The 17,517-nt window shown below is 34.4% G+C and carries 18 protein-coding genes; 1 reads left to right on the top strand and 17 read right to left on the bottom strand.

Annotated elements, in window-relative coordinates:
• The first annotated feature begins 198 nt into the window (after nt 1-198).
• The gene (locus tag FC748_RS03185) at nt 199-573 is read left to right on the top strand and encodes a hypothetical protein (RefSeq protein ID WP_108029742.1); all 375 of its coding nucleotides are present in this window, start codon (nt 199-201) and stop codon (nt 571-573) included.
• Between the two features lie 1,337 nt (nt 574-1,910).
• On the opposite strand, the gene FC748_RS03180 is transcribed toward FC748_RS03185, so the two are convergent.
• The 17 genes from FC748_RS03180 to FC748_RS03095 all read right to left on the bottom strand — a co-directional run bounded on the left by FC748_RS03180 (nt 1,911) and on the right by FC748_RS03095 (nt 17,505).
• Nucleotides 1,911-2,237 carry a DUF5713 family protein gene (locus FC748_RS03180; protein WP_258842098.1) on the bottom strand — a complete coding sequence of 109 codons (327 nt, stop codon included), beginning with the start codon at nt 2,235-2,237 and terminating at the stop codon, nt 1,911-1,913.
• A 429-nt stretch (nt 2,238-2,666) separates the two neighbouring features.
• Nucleotides 2,667-3,047, bottom strand: a complete 381-nt coding sequence (gene cdiI, locus FC748_RS03175) for a ribonuclease toxin immunity protein CdiI (protein ID WP_108029743.1) — start codon at nt 3,045-3,047, stop codon at nt 2,667-2,669.
• A 781-nt stretch (nt 3,048-3,828) separates the two neighbouring features.
• Nucleotides 3,829-4,362, bottom strand: coding sequence for a hypothetical protein (locus tag FC748_RS03170; protein ID WP_108029744.1), 534 nt, complete (start codon nt 4,360-4,362; stop codon nt 3,829-3,831).
• 12 nt (nt 4,363-4,374) lie between these two features.
• Nucleotides 4,375-5,631 (bottom strand): colicin E5-related ribonuclease, encoded by a 1,257-nt coding sequence (locus tag FC748_RS03165; protein WP_108029745.1) that lies wholly within the window; start codon nt 5,629-5,631, stop codon nt 4,375-4,377.
• Nucleotides 5,632-6,488: 857 nt separating this feature from the next.
• Nucleotides 6,489-6,791 (bottom strand): hypothetical protein, encoded by a 303-nt coding sequence (locus FC748_RS03160; protein ID WP_108029746.1) that lies wholly within the window; start codon nt 6,789-6,791, stop codon nt 6,489-6,491.
• Nucleotides 6,792-6,812: 21 nt separating this feature from the next.
• Nucleotides 6,813-7,409, bottom strand: a complete 597-nt coding sequence (locus tag FC748_RS03155) for an EndoU domain-containing protein (protein ID WP_238600129.1) — start codon at nt 7,407-7,409, stop codon at nt 6,813-6,815.
• Nucleotides 7,410-7,777: 368 nt separating this feature from the next.
• On the bottom strand, nt 7,778-8,029 hold the full coding sequence (locus FC748_RS03150) for a hypothetical protein (protein ID WP_238600130.1): 252 nt from the start codon (nt 8,027-8,029) through the stop codon (nt 7,778-7,780).
• 85 nt (nt 8,030-8,114) lie between these two features.
• On the bottom strand, nt 8,115-8,909 hold the full coding sequence (gene imm47, locus FC748_RS03145; RefSeq protein WP_038510435.1) for an Imm47 family immunity protein: 795 nt from the start codon (nt 8,907-8,909) through the stop codon (nt 8,115-8,117).
• Between the two features lie 22 nt (nt 8,910-8,931).
• Nucleotides 8,932-9,804, bottom strand: a complete 873-nt coding sequence (locus FC748_RS22215) for a hypothetical protein (protein WP_238600149.1) — start codon at nt 9,802-9,804, stop codon at nt 8,932-8,934.
• Nucleotides 9,805-10,207: 403 nt separating this feature from the next.
• Nucleotides 10,208-10,696, bottom strand: a complete 489-nt coding sequence (locus tag FC748_RS03135) for an antitoxin YezG family protein (protein WP_108029747.1) — start codon at nt 10,694-10,696, stop codon at nt 10,208-10,210.
• Between the two features lie 5 nt (nt 10,697-10,701).
• Nucleotides 10,702-11,784, bottom strand: coding sequence for a DNA/RNA non-specific endonuclease (locus FC748_RS03130; RefSeq protein WP_238600131.1), 1,083 nt, complete (start codon nt 11,782-11,784; stop codon nt 10,702-10,704).
• Between the two features lie 273 nt (nt 11,785-12,057).
• A complete protein-coding gene (locus FC748_RS03125; RefSeq protein ID WP_108029748.1) occupies nt 12,058-12,705 on the bottom strand; it encodes a suppressor of fused domain protein in 648 nt (215 codons plus the stop codon).
• A gap of 40 nt (nt 12,706-12,745) precedes the next feature.
• Nucleotides 12,746-13,231 carry a hypothetical protein gene (locus FC748_RS03120; RefSeq protein ID WP_108029749.1) on the bottom strand — a complete coding sequence of 162 codons (486 nt, stop codon included), beginning with the start codon at nt 13,229-13,231 and terminating at the stop codon, nt 12,746-12,748.
• Between the two features lie 9 nt (nt 13,232-13,240).
• Complete coding sequence (locus FC748_RS03115; protein ID WP_167492611.1) at nt 13,241-14,854, bottom strand: hypothetical protein; 1,614 nt, start codon at nt 14,852-14,854, stop codon at nt 13,241-13,243.
• Nucleotides 14,854-16,380: a contractile injection system protein, VgrG/Pvc8 family gene (locus tag FC748_RS03105; protein ID WP_108029752.1), complete on the bottom strand. Its 1,527-nt coding sequence runs from the start codon at nt 16,378-16,380 to the stop codon at nt 14,854-14,856. Before FC748_RS03105 ends, FC748_RS03115 begins: the two co-directional genes overlap by 1 nt.
• Before the next feature lie 32 nt (nt 16,381-16,412).
• Nucleotides 16,413-16,820, bottom strand: a complete 408-nt coding sequence (locus FC748_RS03100; RefSeq protein WP_025219960.1) for a DUF4280 domain-containing protein — start codon at nt 16,818-16,820, stop codon at nt 16,413-16,415.
• A gap of 121 nt (nt 16,821-16,941) precedes the next feature.
• Nucleotides 16,942-17,505: a serine protease gene (locus FC748_RS03095; RefSeq protein ID WP_108029753.1), complete on the bottom strand. Its 564-nt coding sequence runs from the start codon at nt 17,503-17,505 to the stop codon at nt 16,942-16,944.
• Nucleotides 17,506-17,517: the final 12 nt, after the last annotated feature.

Here is a 17,517-nt window from a genome sequence, read left to right as displayed (position 1 = left end):
GAAAACACAGTAGTAAACAAGAAGTTGTTGTCCCTTGTTCCTACTGCTCTAATACTAATGTTATGTAAAGTCAAAATGTATGAGCATGTAAATAAAACTTTTTTTAAAAATAGGTTGTTAAATCGAATTAAAATTCCCCTTAATAGAGTGTTAGTGCTAACAAAACAAAATCTATTATTAAAATGGAGGAATTTAATTATGGCAACAGCTAAATATTCACGTTATGAGTACAATGCAACAACTTCTATTTCTCGTGCAAATATCGGTGACATGAGTCGAGCTCAAGAGGCATTCATCAATTATTGGAAAGGTAAAGTTTCAAAAGCAGCATTAACAAGTGGGAATGAGTGGGAAAAAAATGAAGTCTTACGAGTAGCAGAAGAAGGTGATTCCCAAATAAATAAACTATTAAGAATTTTTAATGATAACAAAGCTTATATTTCTATTACATTTAGAGTTAACTATTTGGCATTCAAAAATCTCGCAACAGGCAACACTGACTTCACTATTGTTCAAGGTAATATCATTCCAATAAGAGTTCTTACATCAAGTGGCGGTTCAATTCCTTTGTAAAAAAAGAAAGATGGTGAGATAAAAGAGAAAAAGTGTTAGATTGACTTTAATCAATCTAACACTTTTTCTCTTTGACCGTTATTGACCGTTTCGGCGGTGCTTTCCGCTCAGCACCGTAAGTAGCTACCCTCTGCTTACGCTCAGAATGCCCTTGTCTTACGCTGGGTGCATTCTGAGTAGCAGTCATCGCTTTTGCTATTAGCGAAATTCATCAAAACCGATGTACTTCTATAAAAGAATTTTATGATTTTGTCTCAGCCTCTTTTTTACAATATCAAGGAATTTTTTAAATGCCTGCTTATTTTGTATTTCATAAGTTTTGTGATTAAAAGTTAATAGTCCGTTTCTAAGATAAATAACATGCAAATCGTTGTTGTGATAAATAATCATAGAGAACCCTGTGTAAGTAAAAGTAGAGCTAGTTCGTTTTATTTCTAGTTTTTCTAGTAAATTTAGGAAAGTTGGAAATACAGTACTATCTTTTTTGATAGTTTTAACGTTGCGCTCTGTATCTATGATACTAACATCATGGGTTTCTTCTGCTAAAGAATCAGTATCGAAAAAATCTTGTACAAGATTTTTTGTTTTGTATTCATTTTAAAAATATAGTGAGACCATTATTATTAAAAAGAAAGCTATAATAAAACTTATATTTTTCTTCATTTGAAACAACCTCCTATATTAAAATTTTAAAATTTTCAGCTTTTTTTGTCAAAGCAGATTGTTAACTTTTTTCGTTTTCATATTCTCCTGTGTCATTATGCTTATATAGATGAACACACAATCCATATAATCAATAGAGCCTTCCTCTTCTCTTTGCGGAAAAAGGAATAATTATTATTTTTTCAACTCTTTATAATAATAACTTTTCGGTTGAATAAGACGTAGTTCTCTAACAAAAAATTATTCCCTTGGTTTTCCGAATAATCGCTGATTGGGTTCATGCCTAAATTTAAAATAGTTTTATCAGTATTAGTTCCAAATTCGGAGTATATATGCTCTATAAACCTTACTTCAATTGAAGGATAAATAGAGTATCAAAATCCAACTCATGATTAGTATGCGAGAAAGTAAATCAAAAGTGTGCATCTTTATGTGTGTGCGTTTGTATATGGAGATCTTAGTATTTATAATGTTATCTTAAACATAAAAAAACACTTGTTGCTTATTAGGCAATCAAGTGAATAAAGTTCCGTTCTTTGTATGGATTCTACAATTTATTATTCTTTAAAGAAAACAAATTTTAATTTAAGACAATATAATTAGAAGTTGATAAAAACACTATTAAGCATCTCCTATCGAACATCCACTTTCCTCTTTGAAACCCTGGTAATTTTTTACCAATCTCGTTCTCTTACCGCTTCTTCGATATCTATATCAATCTCAAAATATTGTAAAATTTCTTCTACTGTTATGGCGATTGAATCTCGTGCAACCGTTTCAATTTCACTATCGTGTTCATAAAACTCATCCTGTAGTTCATTGATTGCTACAGTCATTTCATCCAACTTTTCCTGCACCTCTTCAATGGTATGATGGCCCTCTTCAATAAAATGGACGACTTTCATAATATTTTCTTTAATTTTATTTACTAAAAACGTTGGATAATACGAATCTTCGTACATATCCGACAAGTATTCGAATTTAGCATCAAGTTTTTTCACAATAGTTCCTCCTTTGATGTTGATTGTCCTATTAAAAATCACTTCTCACAACACATAATACCATTTTTATTCTATCGTAGAAACAACTTACATTTTTTCAAACAGTGATCTTTGCGTAACGTAAGTCATTTTCTTTTGTTGTTTTTATCGCCCAGGCTAAGTCAATATCATTCTTTTCATACTACCTTCACATGTAAAATGTGATCTCACTGACTTCACAGGCTTTTAATTATTGAGTGCACTCCTGTTGGAATGGTCTCCATAGCGAAATGGCATGGTTTACCCAAACGCTATACTATCAATTTCTTTCTTCTAGTTGTTTTATTCTAGAACCTAGTTGTTTTAACAATAACTAAAAACCTTGAAAGGTAGTTAATCAATCAAAGTTATATTACATATTCAAAAGTTTTTTGTTCCTAATCTATTTCCTCATATATTTAACTTCTTTTGAATTTGAGTTAGGTTCTCCTCAACAATTATTTTGTTCTGCGGATAGTTGGATAGGTATTCATTAGCTACTTTAAGTAAATATTCGAAAAACAACTCATTTTCCACAATTGAATATACTTCAGTACTAGTTACTGGAGGAGTTGTTGTAAAATTTACTCCAGTATCACCAAAGTACTCTTCATCATTAGGAGCGCATTCAGTTGCAAAATAACAACTAGTATAACCAATACCAAAGCCTTTGCCATTTTTAAACTCATTAAGTGCCTCTAAAAAATATCCATAACCTAAAGTCCTATAATAAGCCTCCATATTTTGAATTTTTTCTTGTGTATCCTTTACATAATAAATTTCATTATTCATCTATATTAAACTCTGCCTTTCCATTGATGTTACTTATTTATCCATTTACTTACCTTCAACTATCGAATGGAGAACATTACTAAATCGGTGACTCATTTCCTTATTTTTTACATCCTTATAACCTATAACAAATCTATCGAAACCTCTCGCATGTTCTTCCCCTTGTATGCTAGTACTTGTATAAAATTTAACATTTAGTACACTAATTAAATAATCGTAATCTTTTCAATTTACGTATTTAAATATGTAAAAAGCACTTGTCGCCTGTTATAGACAATCAAGTGCTTTAAGTAAGTTTATAAATTCTCTAAATTTTATAATATTTGCAAGTTTTATAAGTTATTTTAGTATTGGCAGTATGACATCTTTTTTACTACATGGCAAGTGTAACGTTTAAACCCTTTAGCTTGTTTAATCTCGTGTGTTTGTTGCTTATGCCACCCATGGGGGGTCCTTATAAGTCTACATTTAGTATTAAATTAAGCTCTCTTAATGGCTTGCCTTCATGAGTTATTAATTCAAATACAAGGATATTTTTATCAGTAATCAAGTTAAACATAAATTTTCTATATAATACCCTTTTAGCGCGACGACCTGTTGCGTTCCCGTTAGTTATAGGCTATCGTTCCAAACAAGCCTCTGATAATTCCAGCCTGCCATTAAGTACTACCCCAGAGTGGGAAATCATGACCCTAAATAGGTGCTTACTGTGCGAATACACACCGCTGTCTTGAATAAGACGAATGGATACGACTAATTTAAATTGTCTGTAAGTTATCTTTTATATTTCTATGTTATTACCTAATACCTCAAATCCTAAAAAACCAAATGCAAGAAGTTCTAAATTATTTTGATAATTGTTTTTTACTTTTTCCATAACTTCTCTGTAGTAAGTTGGTAATCTATCTTCTAAAAAGTCTATATATTCTATTAAGTAATCTTGAAAAAGCTCTACATTCCCTCTAGGAAATAATCGAACAGTCTTTAGCGAAACATATTTTTGCTCATCAGTCATTGTCAAAAAACTTTTTTCACGGATATCACTAATTTCTTGCTCAATTTCTTCCTTTGTGACAAAATCATTCTCGGTCATAGAAATACTAAAATCTTCATTATCCCATATTAACCCTAGATTAATTCTACTATTTTGATATATAGGTGTAATTACTAATTCCGCAAATTCACCCGTTGTAATTACTTCATTAATTAATTGCTTTAACTCTGTGAAATTAATATGTCTTCTATTTAAATCATGATTATAAATTGTGAATTCGTGAATTAAATCACAAATTTTTCCTGGTTTTTTATTTATCATAAGACGTCACTCCTATAGTCCACCTTCCGGGACCCAATCTGCTTTATTTAAATCCGCTACCTGAATAACTTTTCCAGTTCCTGTATCTATCGCAACATAATGTATGTCATCTACAAAATATAGCTCAACCTTGTTACCAGTAGCTTTGTTGACTGATTCTCCCACTTTGACAGGATTATTTATTGCATCCGCTATCTTTTCATTAGTCCATCCTCTCTCAGCTACCTGGTTTTTAAATTTACCTTTACTGAATTTATCACTAAATACAACATCTTCTGCTTTAACCTTACTAACTTCATCCGTACCCTTATCAACCTTCTTCGCATACTCGCCTAGTTGATCGATTTCTTTTTGGGTATACTGAGCATCCTTCGACTTTTTGTTTTTATTGGCAATATCATAGGCTTCTTCTATTCCTTTGTCCCCATATTTTAACGAGTCTAGTGCTTCCTTACCTTTTTTGAACTTCTTGAAAGGATTTATTAATGAAGACGCTGCTCCTACTTGGTCACCTATTGACGCCTCTGCATCAGTCAATGTCACATAATCTTCAATAAACATGGAGTATCCCATTACTGCATATGGGGCTAGACCATCCGGTGTGGCAGTTGATTCAGCACTTACAACCTTTCGCTTATCCATAAGAGTCATTATTGGCTCCCCATCACTGCCTATTACTCTCGTTTTTCTACGCTCATCTAGTAGCGCTTTTAGTTCGTCTTCACTGTTTATCCTATTTTTATGCCTTGTCCAATCTTTTGCCTTTACTCTTGACTTACCCGTTGTTTTTCGAGTTGCTTTTGTCGATAGTACTTTTTCTTTCATTAATTGTTTCGACTTTTTGACAGTAGTCTTTATCTTTTTCTTGGTTTGATTATATACTTCTTTCGTCTTTTGCTTCGCTTGGTTATACACTTCTTTTGTTTTTTGCTTCACTTTTTGACAAGTATTTTTGACCGCTAGCACCGCCGCTTTTGCGCCTTTCTTGGCTTTCTTCGCCATGTCACTTTTGGTTATCTTATTATAGGTTTTGCGTGCCTTGGTATAGATTTTACCCCATATACTCTTTTTCTTCTTTTTTTTCTTTTTCTTTTTCTTTTTCTTCTTCGACTTCGGTTGGTTCTTCTTTGAGGACCCTTTCTTGTTGGAGGATTTTTTAGAGTTTTTCCCCTTCTTCGACCCTCCGCCCTTTCCTTTTTTCTTGCCACCTGCGGAGCCTACTTTTGGAATCATCCCCAGCATACTTCCCGCTATTCCTAAAAGACCCATTAGACGTCACCCCAGCTTTCTTTTTATACCTCATCCATGCTGATATGTAAACTTACTTGAACCTATTTAATATATAATTCCTCCAAATAACATTTTAACATATAATTAACATTTTTTAATCCTTTTAAAATGGTGATTCCGTTTATTATTTTCCTCTGTTTTCTACCTACTCATGCTAGATAGATATTCTTTTATAGTTCTCTCTCTATTTTGCTTTACTTCAGCTATGTCTACCCCTGACCTCCATTACTGTTTGGATAGAATTCGCTGCTAATTCGAATCAAATGAAGCTTTTCTTTATTTCCGTCGCCTATTCTTCCTCTTGTGTGATAATTCTTTTATAAAAGTTAATACTTAGTAAACTAATTAAATAATCGTAATCCATATTAAACATGCAAAAAAGCACTTGTCGCCTGTTACAGACAATCAAGTGCTTTAAGTATTAAATTTTCTAAGTTTATTAATATTTGCAAGTTTTATAAGTTAGTTTAGTATTGACAGTATGACATCTTTTTTACTACATGGCAAGTGTAACGTTTAAACCCTTTAGCTTGTTTAATCTCGTGTGTTTGTTGCTTATGCCATCCATAAGTGGTCCTTGTAAATAAATTGTCATCTCGCCTAATTCTCACACTTTTCTTCCTAGACAACTGTTTACATAGTACTCCCGGATAGTCCAGCCTTCATGAGTTTTCGATTCTCAAACGAATCATTTTCTTATTGTCTCACTCAAATTTCAGTTGATTTAATATAAATTAAAGAAAAAACCTTGAAAGGCATTTAGCCAATCAAGGTGTTTGCTTGGAAACCAGGATTAATCTCTCTTGATACAAAATATCATTACTTGAACCTCAAATTTAATCCATGTACTCCTCGGCAATTTGTATACTTCTCTTTAAGTTTAAGTCTGGGTATCTTTGATCTAGGCAATATAGTAATTCAATATACTTTTTACTTTGTAAATTATATGCCACTTCTTCAAAAACCTCACTTAAAAATGAAAGTTCTGTTTTTGTACAAACTTGTAAGAAATTCAGAGTCAAGTTTTCATCTTCACTTAGTAAAACAATTAGCTCTTCCCATTTTTGCTCAATTCTTGGATCATTATCATCTAGTAATGCTCGTGCACCTAAGACTGCTCTAACTTTTTCCTCAAACATTGTTAATACCTCCCTTTTTAACTACTGTTGTAACATACTATCTGGAAAAATCGTTCCTATCTCTCCATTTGTTTTGATTACGCCTTCCCTAACACCATTGTAATCACCGAATACTGTTACACCATCAGCAATATCTTTGTTTTCAGGCATATTCGTTACATATTTACCATCTTTACTGATATCTTCCTTAGACCAATTTTCAGGAAACCATGCTTGACCAGTACCTGTTCGCTTCCCTTTACTCTTGTGGTCTGGTACATTACCAACCCTGACCCCATTAGGATAAGTTTTTTCAATATTGTATTCCATGCCATTTTGTTTAAGAAACTCTATATTATCTTGACCATGGCCACCACCACTCATTTTAGAAATTTCTCCTGTTTTAGGATTTCTAGTAAAGTCACCTTCATTTGCATGATTCAGAGATTTTTCACTAAAAGTAGTTTTACCTGTACCCTTAGTTCCCTCAGCAGGTTTACTATCTTTTGCTGGTGGTTTGGAACTATTCGATGGTTTTGGATTCGGCGTTGGCTTATTTTTCCCAAATGTTCCCGTATCTTTTATTCCGCTCATATTCACACCAGCAAACTCTAACTGCGGTGTTCCCAACTGACGCAATTGGTCCTTTACTTCGGCTACTTTAGTTTGGAACTTATCTTTTACGGTGTCTAGCTGTTTAGTGGCTTTTTCTTTTACTCACTTTTTTAATTGCTAGTTGGTATATAATTTGTTATCAGTTTTGAATTAATCGGCTCTATATTCTGATTTGGAGTTTTATCCTTCGGCATAGGTCGCCTAAATAATAAAAGGTTGATTATGGTTTAAGTCTAACCACAATCAACCTATCAAATTTAAAGTTTCCATCTTTTCGTTCAAGCTCAAAGTAGAAATTTGTTCTTTTTAGTAAAGATACTGAATAAATTTTTCTTTAGGAGGAATATATTCTTCTTCAAGCAACTCTACTTGTAGTAATTTCGTTTTATTCTCTAATTTGACAATGAATAGAGCGTAAAAGTCACCAGTAGCTGGGTATGAGAATATTCCATACCCTTTGGAAGTAATGACTTTGCTTCCATTATCTTTTCGGGTAAAAACTCATAATCAAATTCTCCTAACTTCTCAAGCTCTTCTTGTGAAGCTAACTCAATATTATTGTCAAATTCATAATCTAAAATGTAGTTTACAATTTTATAATTTTCTTCGCCTTTATAATCAAGTAGAAAATTTTTCTTAAGCATTCCATGTTCTAATACACTTGTATATATACTTTGCATTATTGAATTATTTAAATTGTATATTTTTCATATATTATAGTTAAAGCTGTTAAAGCTTATATCCATAAAAATATTTTTGTCCTTTTTCCCAGTTTTTACTTGAAAGTCTATCAATATAGTCAATAAAATCTTTATAATTGTTCGCATTTATGACAGTATTGTAGTCCGCAGGCACTTTTTCACCGGACCAAATTGATAATAAAGAAGGTATTAATTCCATTTTTAATGGCTCCTCATTATTCGCAGCAATCAAAACACGCTGTATCAACTTTTTAGCTAAGTCGCCAGGAAAAGCTAAATTTTGTTGGAAGTAATAACTCTCTGTATCCATTTCCTCACAATAATTAAAATAGAAATTTCCAATTTCATCTATAGTTGCCTCTTCACCTATTTGTTCCTCAAAATTAATAAAAGAATCAATAGAATCCCTTATAATAATAGCTGTATCACTGATTTCATCCCATTCTTCAAGTAAAGCCAATAAATATGGAATTATATCAAGAGAAAGTGATGTTATGGCTGCTGATGCAAAAGTGTTTACTGTTTCTTCGTTTACCTCACTAAGAAAACGTAGATTATTTGAATCCCTTAAATCATCATGTGTTGCAACAGCTAAGAACATTCTAATACATAAATTCAAAACCGATTCATTTCTAGTCTGATTCATTAATTGGAATAATAATGTTTTTTGAGTAAAATCACCTGTTTTAAATAATTCAATTAAATTAAATAATACTTCCTTTTCCGTTACAGAATTCAAAATTTTTTCTTTAATTTCTAATTTGTCTAAAGTTGTTTTTTCTCCAAACCATATACTATTCATAAGATTTCCCGTTTCTCCCATAGATGCACCTACTTTCATTGAATTATCTTTTGCCATTTTCTTTTTGCCATTTCAAAACTTTATTTTGAAAAACAGTAACTTTAGTATGTTGAGGATTATTACCAAATACAATAATCCCCTTCTCATTTTCATGTATTTTTAGTATCTTAGCATTTTCTTTACCATAACCCATTTCATGATAAAAATCCAAATCTAATTCATCAATTTCTTTTTGACGAATAGTCGATTCTCCTGTCTTTTTAATATTTGAACTTACATTCTCTCCACCAAAAGATAAACCTTGCTTATGATGACCTTTTTCAAGTTCCCCTCTTCTAACCAACGTTTGATAATCTACTCTTGCTTCTTTTAGTTCTTTTCCCTTTACTATTTTAGATTCATCAGGGTTAGGATACCAATCAGGCTTAGTTTCGTGTAATTTTTTGGCCTCATCATAATAAGGTCCATAAACATCCCTACCTGAAGAATTATTACCCGCACCCTTAGTTCCCTCAGCAGGTTTACTATCTTTTGCTGGTGGTTTGGAACTATTCGATGGTTTTGGATTCGGCGTTGGCTTATTTTTCCCGACTGTTCCCGTATCCGTTATTCGGCCAACGTTCACACCAGCAAACTCTAACTGCGGTGTTCCCAACTGACGCAATTGGTCCTTTACTTCGGCTACTTTGGTTTGGAACTTATCTTTTACGGTGTCTAGCTTTTTAGTGGCTTTTTCTTTTAGTTCGCCTATTGGACCTTTATTCGTAACGGTTTTAATACCATCAACTACACCATTAAATGCTTTCGCACCTTTAGTTACTAATTTACCACCTGTCACTGCCATTCCTGCAAATGGTATCATCGCTCTTACGGAGAGGGCTGCATTTACCTTGTCTCCTCTTGCATAATAAATCACCGCATTCAAGCCATCTGCTACTTCACCAACCCGCGGTACCAGCCCTACGAGATCTAACCCTACTTGGAGCGTATCTAACAGGTGTTACTCTTCTTTTGTCTAAACAGGACTTTATTAGCGAAAATAAATGGCATTTATAAGTAAGGACTTCTTGTTTAATAAATCGTTCTAGCATTCTCACAATGCAAAAATAAACAGCTCATACTCCCTTAAAAATGGTTGTATAAGCTGTTTTTTTTTACAGAATTTAAAGTATTTATAAATTAGAATCTTTAAAAGGAGACCAGTTTAATAGCCTCCCAATATATCATTTCGTCGCTGTTATCAATGATAGGTTGCATTTCAAAATAATGTACCAAATAATAGTAAAATCAAATGAAGTTTAATAGTATTTTTCATTTAGTCAAATCGGATTATTAGGAAATTCAATATAGTACTTTTCAATTAACGCTTTATAATTTTCATCATTTGGTACTTCACCTAAATATTTATTTTTCCATATAATCATTTGGTCACTAAAGCTATATTCTGTATCAAACCAATTTGTATAATCATAATGAATCTTAAAATCTCCACTACTCTCAAGAGACATTGTAAAGGAATACCAAAGTTCTTGTTGGTTATCTTTGAAAACATTTCTAAGTTCATCACTCAATTCAAACAGCTTTCTTTTATTAATTTTATATTCATCTTTTTCAATAGCATAGTTAATTGGTATTTTTACACTATAATTAAAAGATTGTCTATTCTCAGGTGTATTGTAAAAAAAATAAGTTCCGCCTCCTGATTCTGATATTTGAGCATAAAAATAAAATTTTTCCCATTTTACTGGAATCATTTCATTAACTGTTTCTGCTATTTCTCTATATAGCTTATTCATTTTTTGTTCCATTTTAATTACCCTCCTGATTGATTCCTAATAGTTTTTTCAACTATCTCTTTTCCTTCTATTTCATAAACTACATCAAAATGACTTGGTCTTTGCGAATTTCCTTGATAAACTGGTTCAATCTTCACATATACATTTTTCGGAGGCGTTTCTTTCAATGCATTAGCCCATTCAGTCTCCATATTAAACCACTCACCGCCTGAGCGGTTAATCTGACTATTTTGTGGAACTAGGTTATCAATATCTTTTGATCCTTTAAACTGTGCTCCTATTAAGTGTCCACCGTCGTCATCAGGTTTTCTGTCTTTTCCTCCTACTGTCCTCTGTGCGTATGCATTCCGTTTTGCTGTACCTAGTACAAGCGTTCCTTCACAATCGGTAATACGTCCATTGCTATCCGTACGATAAGTATAACCTTCTGGTGTTTTGTATTCTACATTTGGTTTTAAAACTTTTTTTCTACCATTCTTCGTGAAATGTTCACCGTACTTCACCGTTTTGGGAGAAGGTGTACCACCTTTACCCGTACCATTATTCGTCTCAGCAGGTTTACTATCTTTTGCTGGCGGTTTGGAACTATTCGATGGCTTGTTTTTCCCAAATGTTCCCGTATCCGTTATTCGGCCAACGTTCACACCGGCAAACTCTAACTGCGGTGTTCCCAACTGACGCAGTTGGTCCTTTACTTCGGCTACTTTAGTTTGGAACTTATCTTTTACGGTGTCTAGCTTTTTAGTGGCTTTTTCTTTTAGTTCGCCTATTGGACCTTTATTCGTAACGGTTTTAATACCATCAACTACACCATTAAATGCTTTCGCACCTTTAGTTACTAATTTACCACCTGTCACTGCCATTCCTGCAAATGGGATCATCGCTCCTACGGAGAGGGCTGCATTTAACTTGTCTCCTCTTGCATAATAAATCACCGCATTCAAGCCATCTGCTACTTCTCCAACTCCCGGTACCAGCCCTACGACATCTAATCCTACTTGGAGCGTATCTAACATATTTTTAGGTGTTACAGTACTTACTAAGGCTTTGCCTGCTGCTTTCGCACCTTTTTTCATTGTTGGCAGTACTTTTTCTTTCATTACCTGTTGGTCTGTTTGACAGTAGTCTTTATCTGTTGCTTGGTTTGATTATATACTTCTTTTGTTTTTGCTTCGCTTTTTGGTAAGTATTTTTGACCGCTAGCACCGCCACTTTTGCAAAATTCTTAACGTTATTCCCTAATTTACTTTTGGTTAGCTTATTAAAAAGTTTGTGCTCTAATATATAATTCACCATTTCTTCAATATTATTAAAATAAATAAACAGCTAGTTACGATAATCGATAACTAGCTGTTTATTTCTATATTTCAGTACTATTCAGCAAGAATCTTACAAGTATTAATTCTATTAATATCAATTATATCATTAATATTAAATTGATCAAACTTCTCAAGTAAGGCTCCAAATCCATTACTTAAATGATACTCCATTTCTTCTTTATATATAGGCATTACTACTAAAAATCGGACCGATTTTTCTTCACTTATCTTTAATTCAAAAAAATGTTCGTCCTCTCTAATAGGTGGTAGTAATAACATACAACAGAAGTTAGTATTATCTGAAATTGACTCAGGTGGATCACCATTAGGAATTGTATCTCCATAACAAAACCACGTATTTCTTTCGTGAGTAAATTTACCTAATTTCCTAAGCCATCCAAAAGGCCAATAATCATTAAATTCCATTATCTGTTCTTTCATTACTGGCCAAGATTTCGGAAGATACATCATCAACTCTGTATGACCCCACTCATTCTCTTCCAAAGGAACATTAGCTGAATTCAAACTCATCCCATAAGTTATAAGAGTATGATAGTCTCTTTCAGCATTCGCCTTAAAAGTAATCAAATTTATATTCATATCTGACACTGTTTCAAGATTAATAAGGCTCGGTTCCCCAATATATTTTTTAATATGTTGGTAAAATTCATTATTTTCATCTAAGTTATTAATTTTCCCCATATTTGCCTCCTTCTTATTAGTGTAACCTTACAAGAATGCTTTAATAAATAAGTAACTTACCTTCTGGCCATTTTCCTTTCCAACCACATGGAATATGCCCGCTTTCGTAAATTTTTAATAGTTCTGTATAAAAACCAACACCAACATAAGGTTTATAATAATATTCCATAATAACAGAAAGCAAATCCCATTCAATACTTTCATATATATTTTCATCTAAGTCATTATCTTTAATATATTGAAATCCTCTTATTAATACATCTTCTTTAAGTAAACCTTTTGCTTCAAGAGTAACAGTATTCCATTCCCTATATTTCTCAGGCCAATTCTCATGAAGATAGGATGTTATTTTATTTCTAGCTTCTAATTTCAAGTTATCCCATTTGTCATTACAATTTTTTTCAGCATCTTTCCAATCATTAACAAATTGATAATTAAAATGAGTATTTAAAGTTGATTTTTTTCCACACATTGAAAAAAACTTAATTTTCTTTATACGTTCATGAATCTCTTGTAACGTCTCCATAGTCTTCACCTATCTTTTTAATTTTATATGTTTATATTGGTATTTCTTTAATGAATTTATTTGTCCTGGGATTCTTGGAATAAAATCATCGTCTTTAAGATTATATTCTATCCTTTGCTCTCTTGCTTTATTTATCGCCTCTAAAGCATGTTTTTCTTCAATTCCTGCTTTTCTTAAAGATTTATATAGAGCAATGTTATATTCTGCATTAGTTGGGATTGTCCCCTTTTTATCACCTTTACGATACCTATTAAAAAATTCTTCCATTGTTTTATGTGCCATAAAATGAGGAGATCCAACATCCTTAAATGCATTTCCTTCCAATTCAATTGTATATCCTTCATTCGATGGAATTACCTCTTTACCTGTCCCATTCTTTTTAAAAGCAGCATCTTGATTAAGATGATGTTTTTGCTTTCCGGAACCATCCTTTTTCCATTCACCATATTTTTTTATTGTGATTTGTTCTGTTTTCACATCTTGCCTTTGTTTTTCAGGTGGTGACTTACTAGTATTATTTGGAGATGAAGCATTGTTCGGCTTTTTATTACTTGTACTATCGACCAGAGTTGAATTCTGTCTATTCGATGGTTTTGGAGTAGGCGATGGCTTATTTTTCCCGACTGTTCCCGTATCCGTTATTCGGCCAACGTTCACACCGGCCAACTCTAACTGCGGTGTTCCCAACTGACGCAATTGGTCCTTTACTTCGGCTACTTTGGTTTGGAACTTATCTTTTACGGTGTCTAGCTTTTTAGTGGCTTTTTCTTTTAGTTCGCCTATTGGACCTTTATTTGTAACGGTTTTAATACCATCAACTACACCATTAAATGCTTTCGCACCTTTAGTTACTAATTTACCACCTGTCACTGCCATTCCTGCAAATGGTATCATCGCTCCTACGGAGAGGGCTGCATTTAACTTGTCTCCTCTTGCATAATAAATCACTGCATTCAAGCCATCTGCTATTTCTCCAACCCCTGGTACCAGCCCTACGACATCTAATCCTAGTTGGAGCGTGTCCAACATATTTTTAGGTGTTACAGTACTTACTAAGGCTTTGCCTGCTGCTTTCGCACCTTTTTTCATTGTTGGCAGTACTTTTTCTTTCATTACATGTTTGGTCTGATTGACAGTAGTCTTTATCTGTTGCTTCGCTTGACTATATACTTCTTTTGTCTTTTGCTTAGCTTGATTATACACTTCTTTCGTCTTTTGCTTCGCTTGACTATACACTTCTTTCGTCTTTTGCTTCGCTTGGTTATACACTTCTTTTGTTTTTTGCTTCACTTTTTGGCAAGTATTTTTGACCGCTAGTAACGCTGCTTTTGCGCCTTTCTTGGCTTTCTTCACAATGTCACTTTTCTTTACCTTATTATAGACTTTGCGTGCCTTGGTAAAGATTTTACCCAATATACTCTTTTTCTTCTTTTTTTTCTTTTTCTTTTTCTTTTTTTTCTTCGACTTCGGTTGGTTCTTCTTTGAGGACCCTTTCTTGTTGGAGGATTTTTTAGAGTTTTTCCCCTTCTTCGACCCTCCGCCCTTTCCTTTTTTCTTGCCACCTGCGGAGCCTACTTTTGGAATCATTCCCAGCATACTTCCAGCTATTCCTAAAAGACCCATCAGACGTCACCCCCACCTACAGGAATCATCCCCATCACGTTTAAGGCTGATTCGAGGTCTACTTCTTCCTGTGATGCGACTGATACAGGGGCTTTGATGGACCCTTCCATCGTAACAACCTGGCCTTGGATATCCGTATTGCCATCAAAAACAATACTACTAGAGCCACATGTCAAATGCATCGATTCAGCTCCACTCATGGATATCCGTTTTCCTGCAAAGGTAATGGTGTCGTTTGCTTTGACCAGCAAAGGCGGCTTACTATGCACAGTGATGCCACTATCCTGATGGAGCTGAAGAAAAACAGCTCCATCCTTGGCGGTAAATGTCACTGACTGTGGGTCTAGCTTCATATCCTTTCCTTTTGGCGTACCCCAGTAAGACGTTTTCGGATCAGCTGTTTTAGGGTTGGACTCGCCAGTCTTTCGTACACTATGCCGAACAACTGCTGCTTCCTCTCGATGTGTCGGCAAAGCGAGGTAAACGCTATCCCCTTCCTCTGGCGGACTATAGAAACCACTATGCCCCTCCGCGGTATACGATGTCGCTAAGGGAAACCACGTTGCCTCTTCCTTTTTTTGTGTTTCATCGATGCTGAGATGGACACGTACTTGGTCCTTTTTGACCTCTAATACCTTACCTTCAATCGCTGTGCCCGGTAAAAAAGGAATACTTTGTCTGTTTTGACGTATGCCTTTTTCAAACAATAGATGATACTCGTAGGTCAGGATGCCTTGCTTCATACGGGCGATGGACTTCGCTACTACAAGCTCCTTACCTTGGAGCTGGACGCGATCGCCAAGCTTCAATGTTTTCCTAGACTCTATCACATAGGCGACTGCTTCTCGTTCTTCAATTGGTCGCTCAATATCATTGTGTTTTATATGTAAATACTTAGAGCGATCCTTTAAAATCGTATAATTGGCCACCGACAGCTTTTCTATCCGCCCTACAGGCAAACCGAACCAGAACTTTGGCTTATCCGCATCCACTGCTGCGACTAACACGGCACGAAAATGGGAGGCCATACGCTGTAAAAATTGCCAATCCGTCTCCTTATATTGTAATATAAATTGCTTGAGAGGAGTAGCTTTCGCCACAGTATCAATCACATCGGCACCCGAATAATCTTCGAGTACCTTTTTAAACAAAGTTTGATACGTCATCTGATTGTCTTGAAAGGAGCGGTATTTTTGTTTACAATCCAATGTGAATGTTGATGTAATAGCTTCTAGTTCAATTTGATAGACTCCTCTTACCGTTCGTACAGCCATTTCTGTTACCTGGCCTTTAAAAAGGGCTTGCAGTCGTTGCCCATTACGTTTTTGATAAAGCTCAATTTGATCTGTTGTGCTTGCAATCTGCATACAACTATCTTTTTGCTCTGCAGGGATAAATCCCGTTATTGATAACCTTGCATGGTCATTCACCGTTTGGGTCAAAGTGATAGTATGCAACGTTTGGATATCATAAGGAGATACGAGTTCAAGTTCACCGTATCCAATTACTTCCTCGTATGTGTTCACATGCTTCCCTTCTTTCCTCAGGGGATAATGGCTTATTCTTGCCCATCATCTTCTACTTTTATCGTTCCACAATACATACACATATTAATAGATTGATTAACTAAAGCTGGATGATTTTCAATTAATTGATCATCCTTCCCATTGATCCAAGGCATTGTAATTACAGGTGTACAAGGCATTGGCTTTAAAACACCGTTATTGGCAGCTGTAGCGGCTGCAACGATAGGATTAGCTAATGTTTGACATAAGCCGAATGGCTGAATATTGATATTGGGCTTATAATCCATCGTATTCATTTGAGCTTTATTTTTTGTATAAACGCCGTGACTAACTGGCATTTTCAAAATGCTTATTTGATCTCCTTGCGAGCAGGATAATTTGGCACCCGCAACAACATAGCTCCGTTGGTCGCCACCCCTTGTCTGCATTTCTTCTGACATCGGGTAATCCTCCTTTCTATACGTAAGGTATTGCAATTTTCTAAACAAGAAGGTTCCACTACAACGTTGTTAGATATGTAATCTCTTCTTGCTCTTCTTCACATGGCCCTGCTTGTCCATTTTATAAAGCTTTTTCTACAGAAAGAATGTCGTTCCATCTTCCTTCAGTTTGTATTTTTTGTAGTCGAATTCCTCTTAAATCTCTGCGCAGAATACTCTCTGCTAATTCAATATTGACTACGATATAATTTTCTTTAATACCCTCTATTTGAAAGAAGGAATAAGGCGCAGCTTTGGCCTCATCGAGAACAAGCTTCTTCAACGTTCCATCTAGACGGAATTCAGTTTGGGTTGAAAGACAAGGTACTCTTGGTGGTATTACTAGCCAATATAATGTTTGCATTAATTTAGGCATGTCCATTAGCACAACAGCTTTAAAGGGCATACTTGGGTTATATTTTTCCACTAACTGTTTAACCGCATCTGACAAGAGCGCGATTGGCTTTTCGATAAAATCGATATACAGCATGTCATTCTTTTCTAATACTGGAAATTGGCGTTCTAGTTCCTCTAATTCATCCATTCTATCTAATGTTAATAACTCTTTTTTAATTACTTGAGCTATACCAACCGGTTCAACAGCATTGGAAATTCGCTCATCCTGAGATAAAATAAAATAGTTCATCTTTGAATCTCC

The organism is Lysinibacillus sphaericus, from assembly GCF_005217585.1.
GTDB classification, from domain to species: domain Bacteria; phylum Bacillota; class Bacilli; order Bacillales_A; family Planococcaceae; genus Lysinibacillus; species Lysinibacillus sphaericus.
This window is presented reverse-complemented; position numbering and strand designations above follow the sequence as displayed.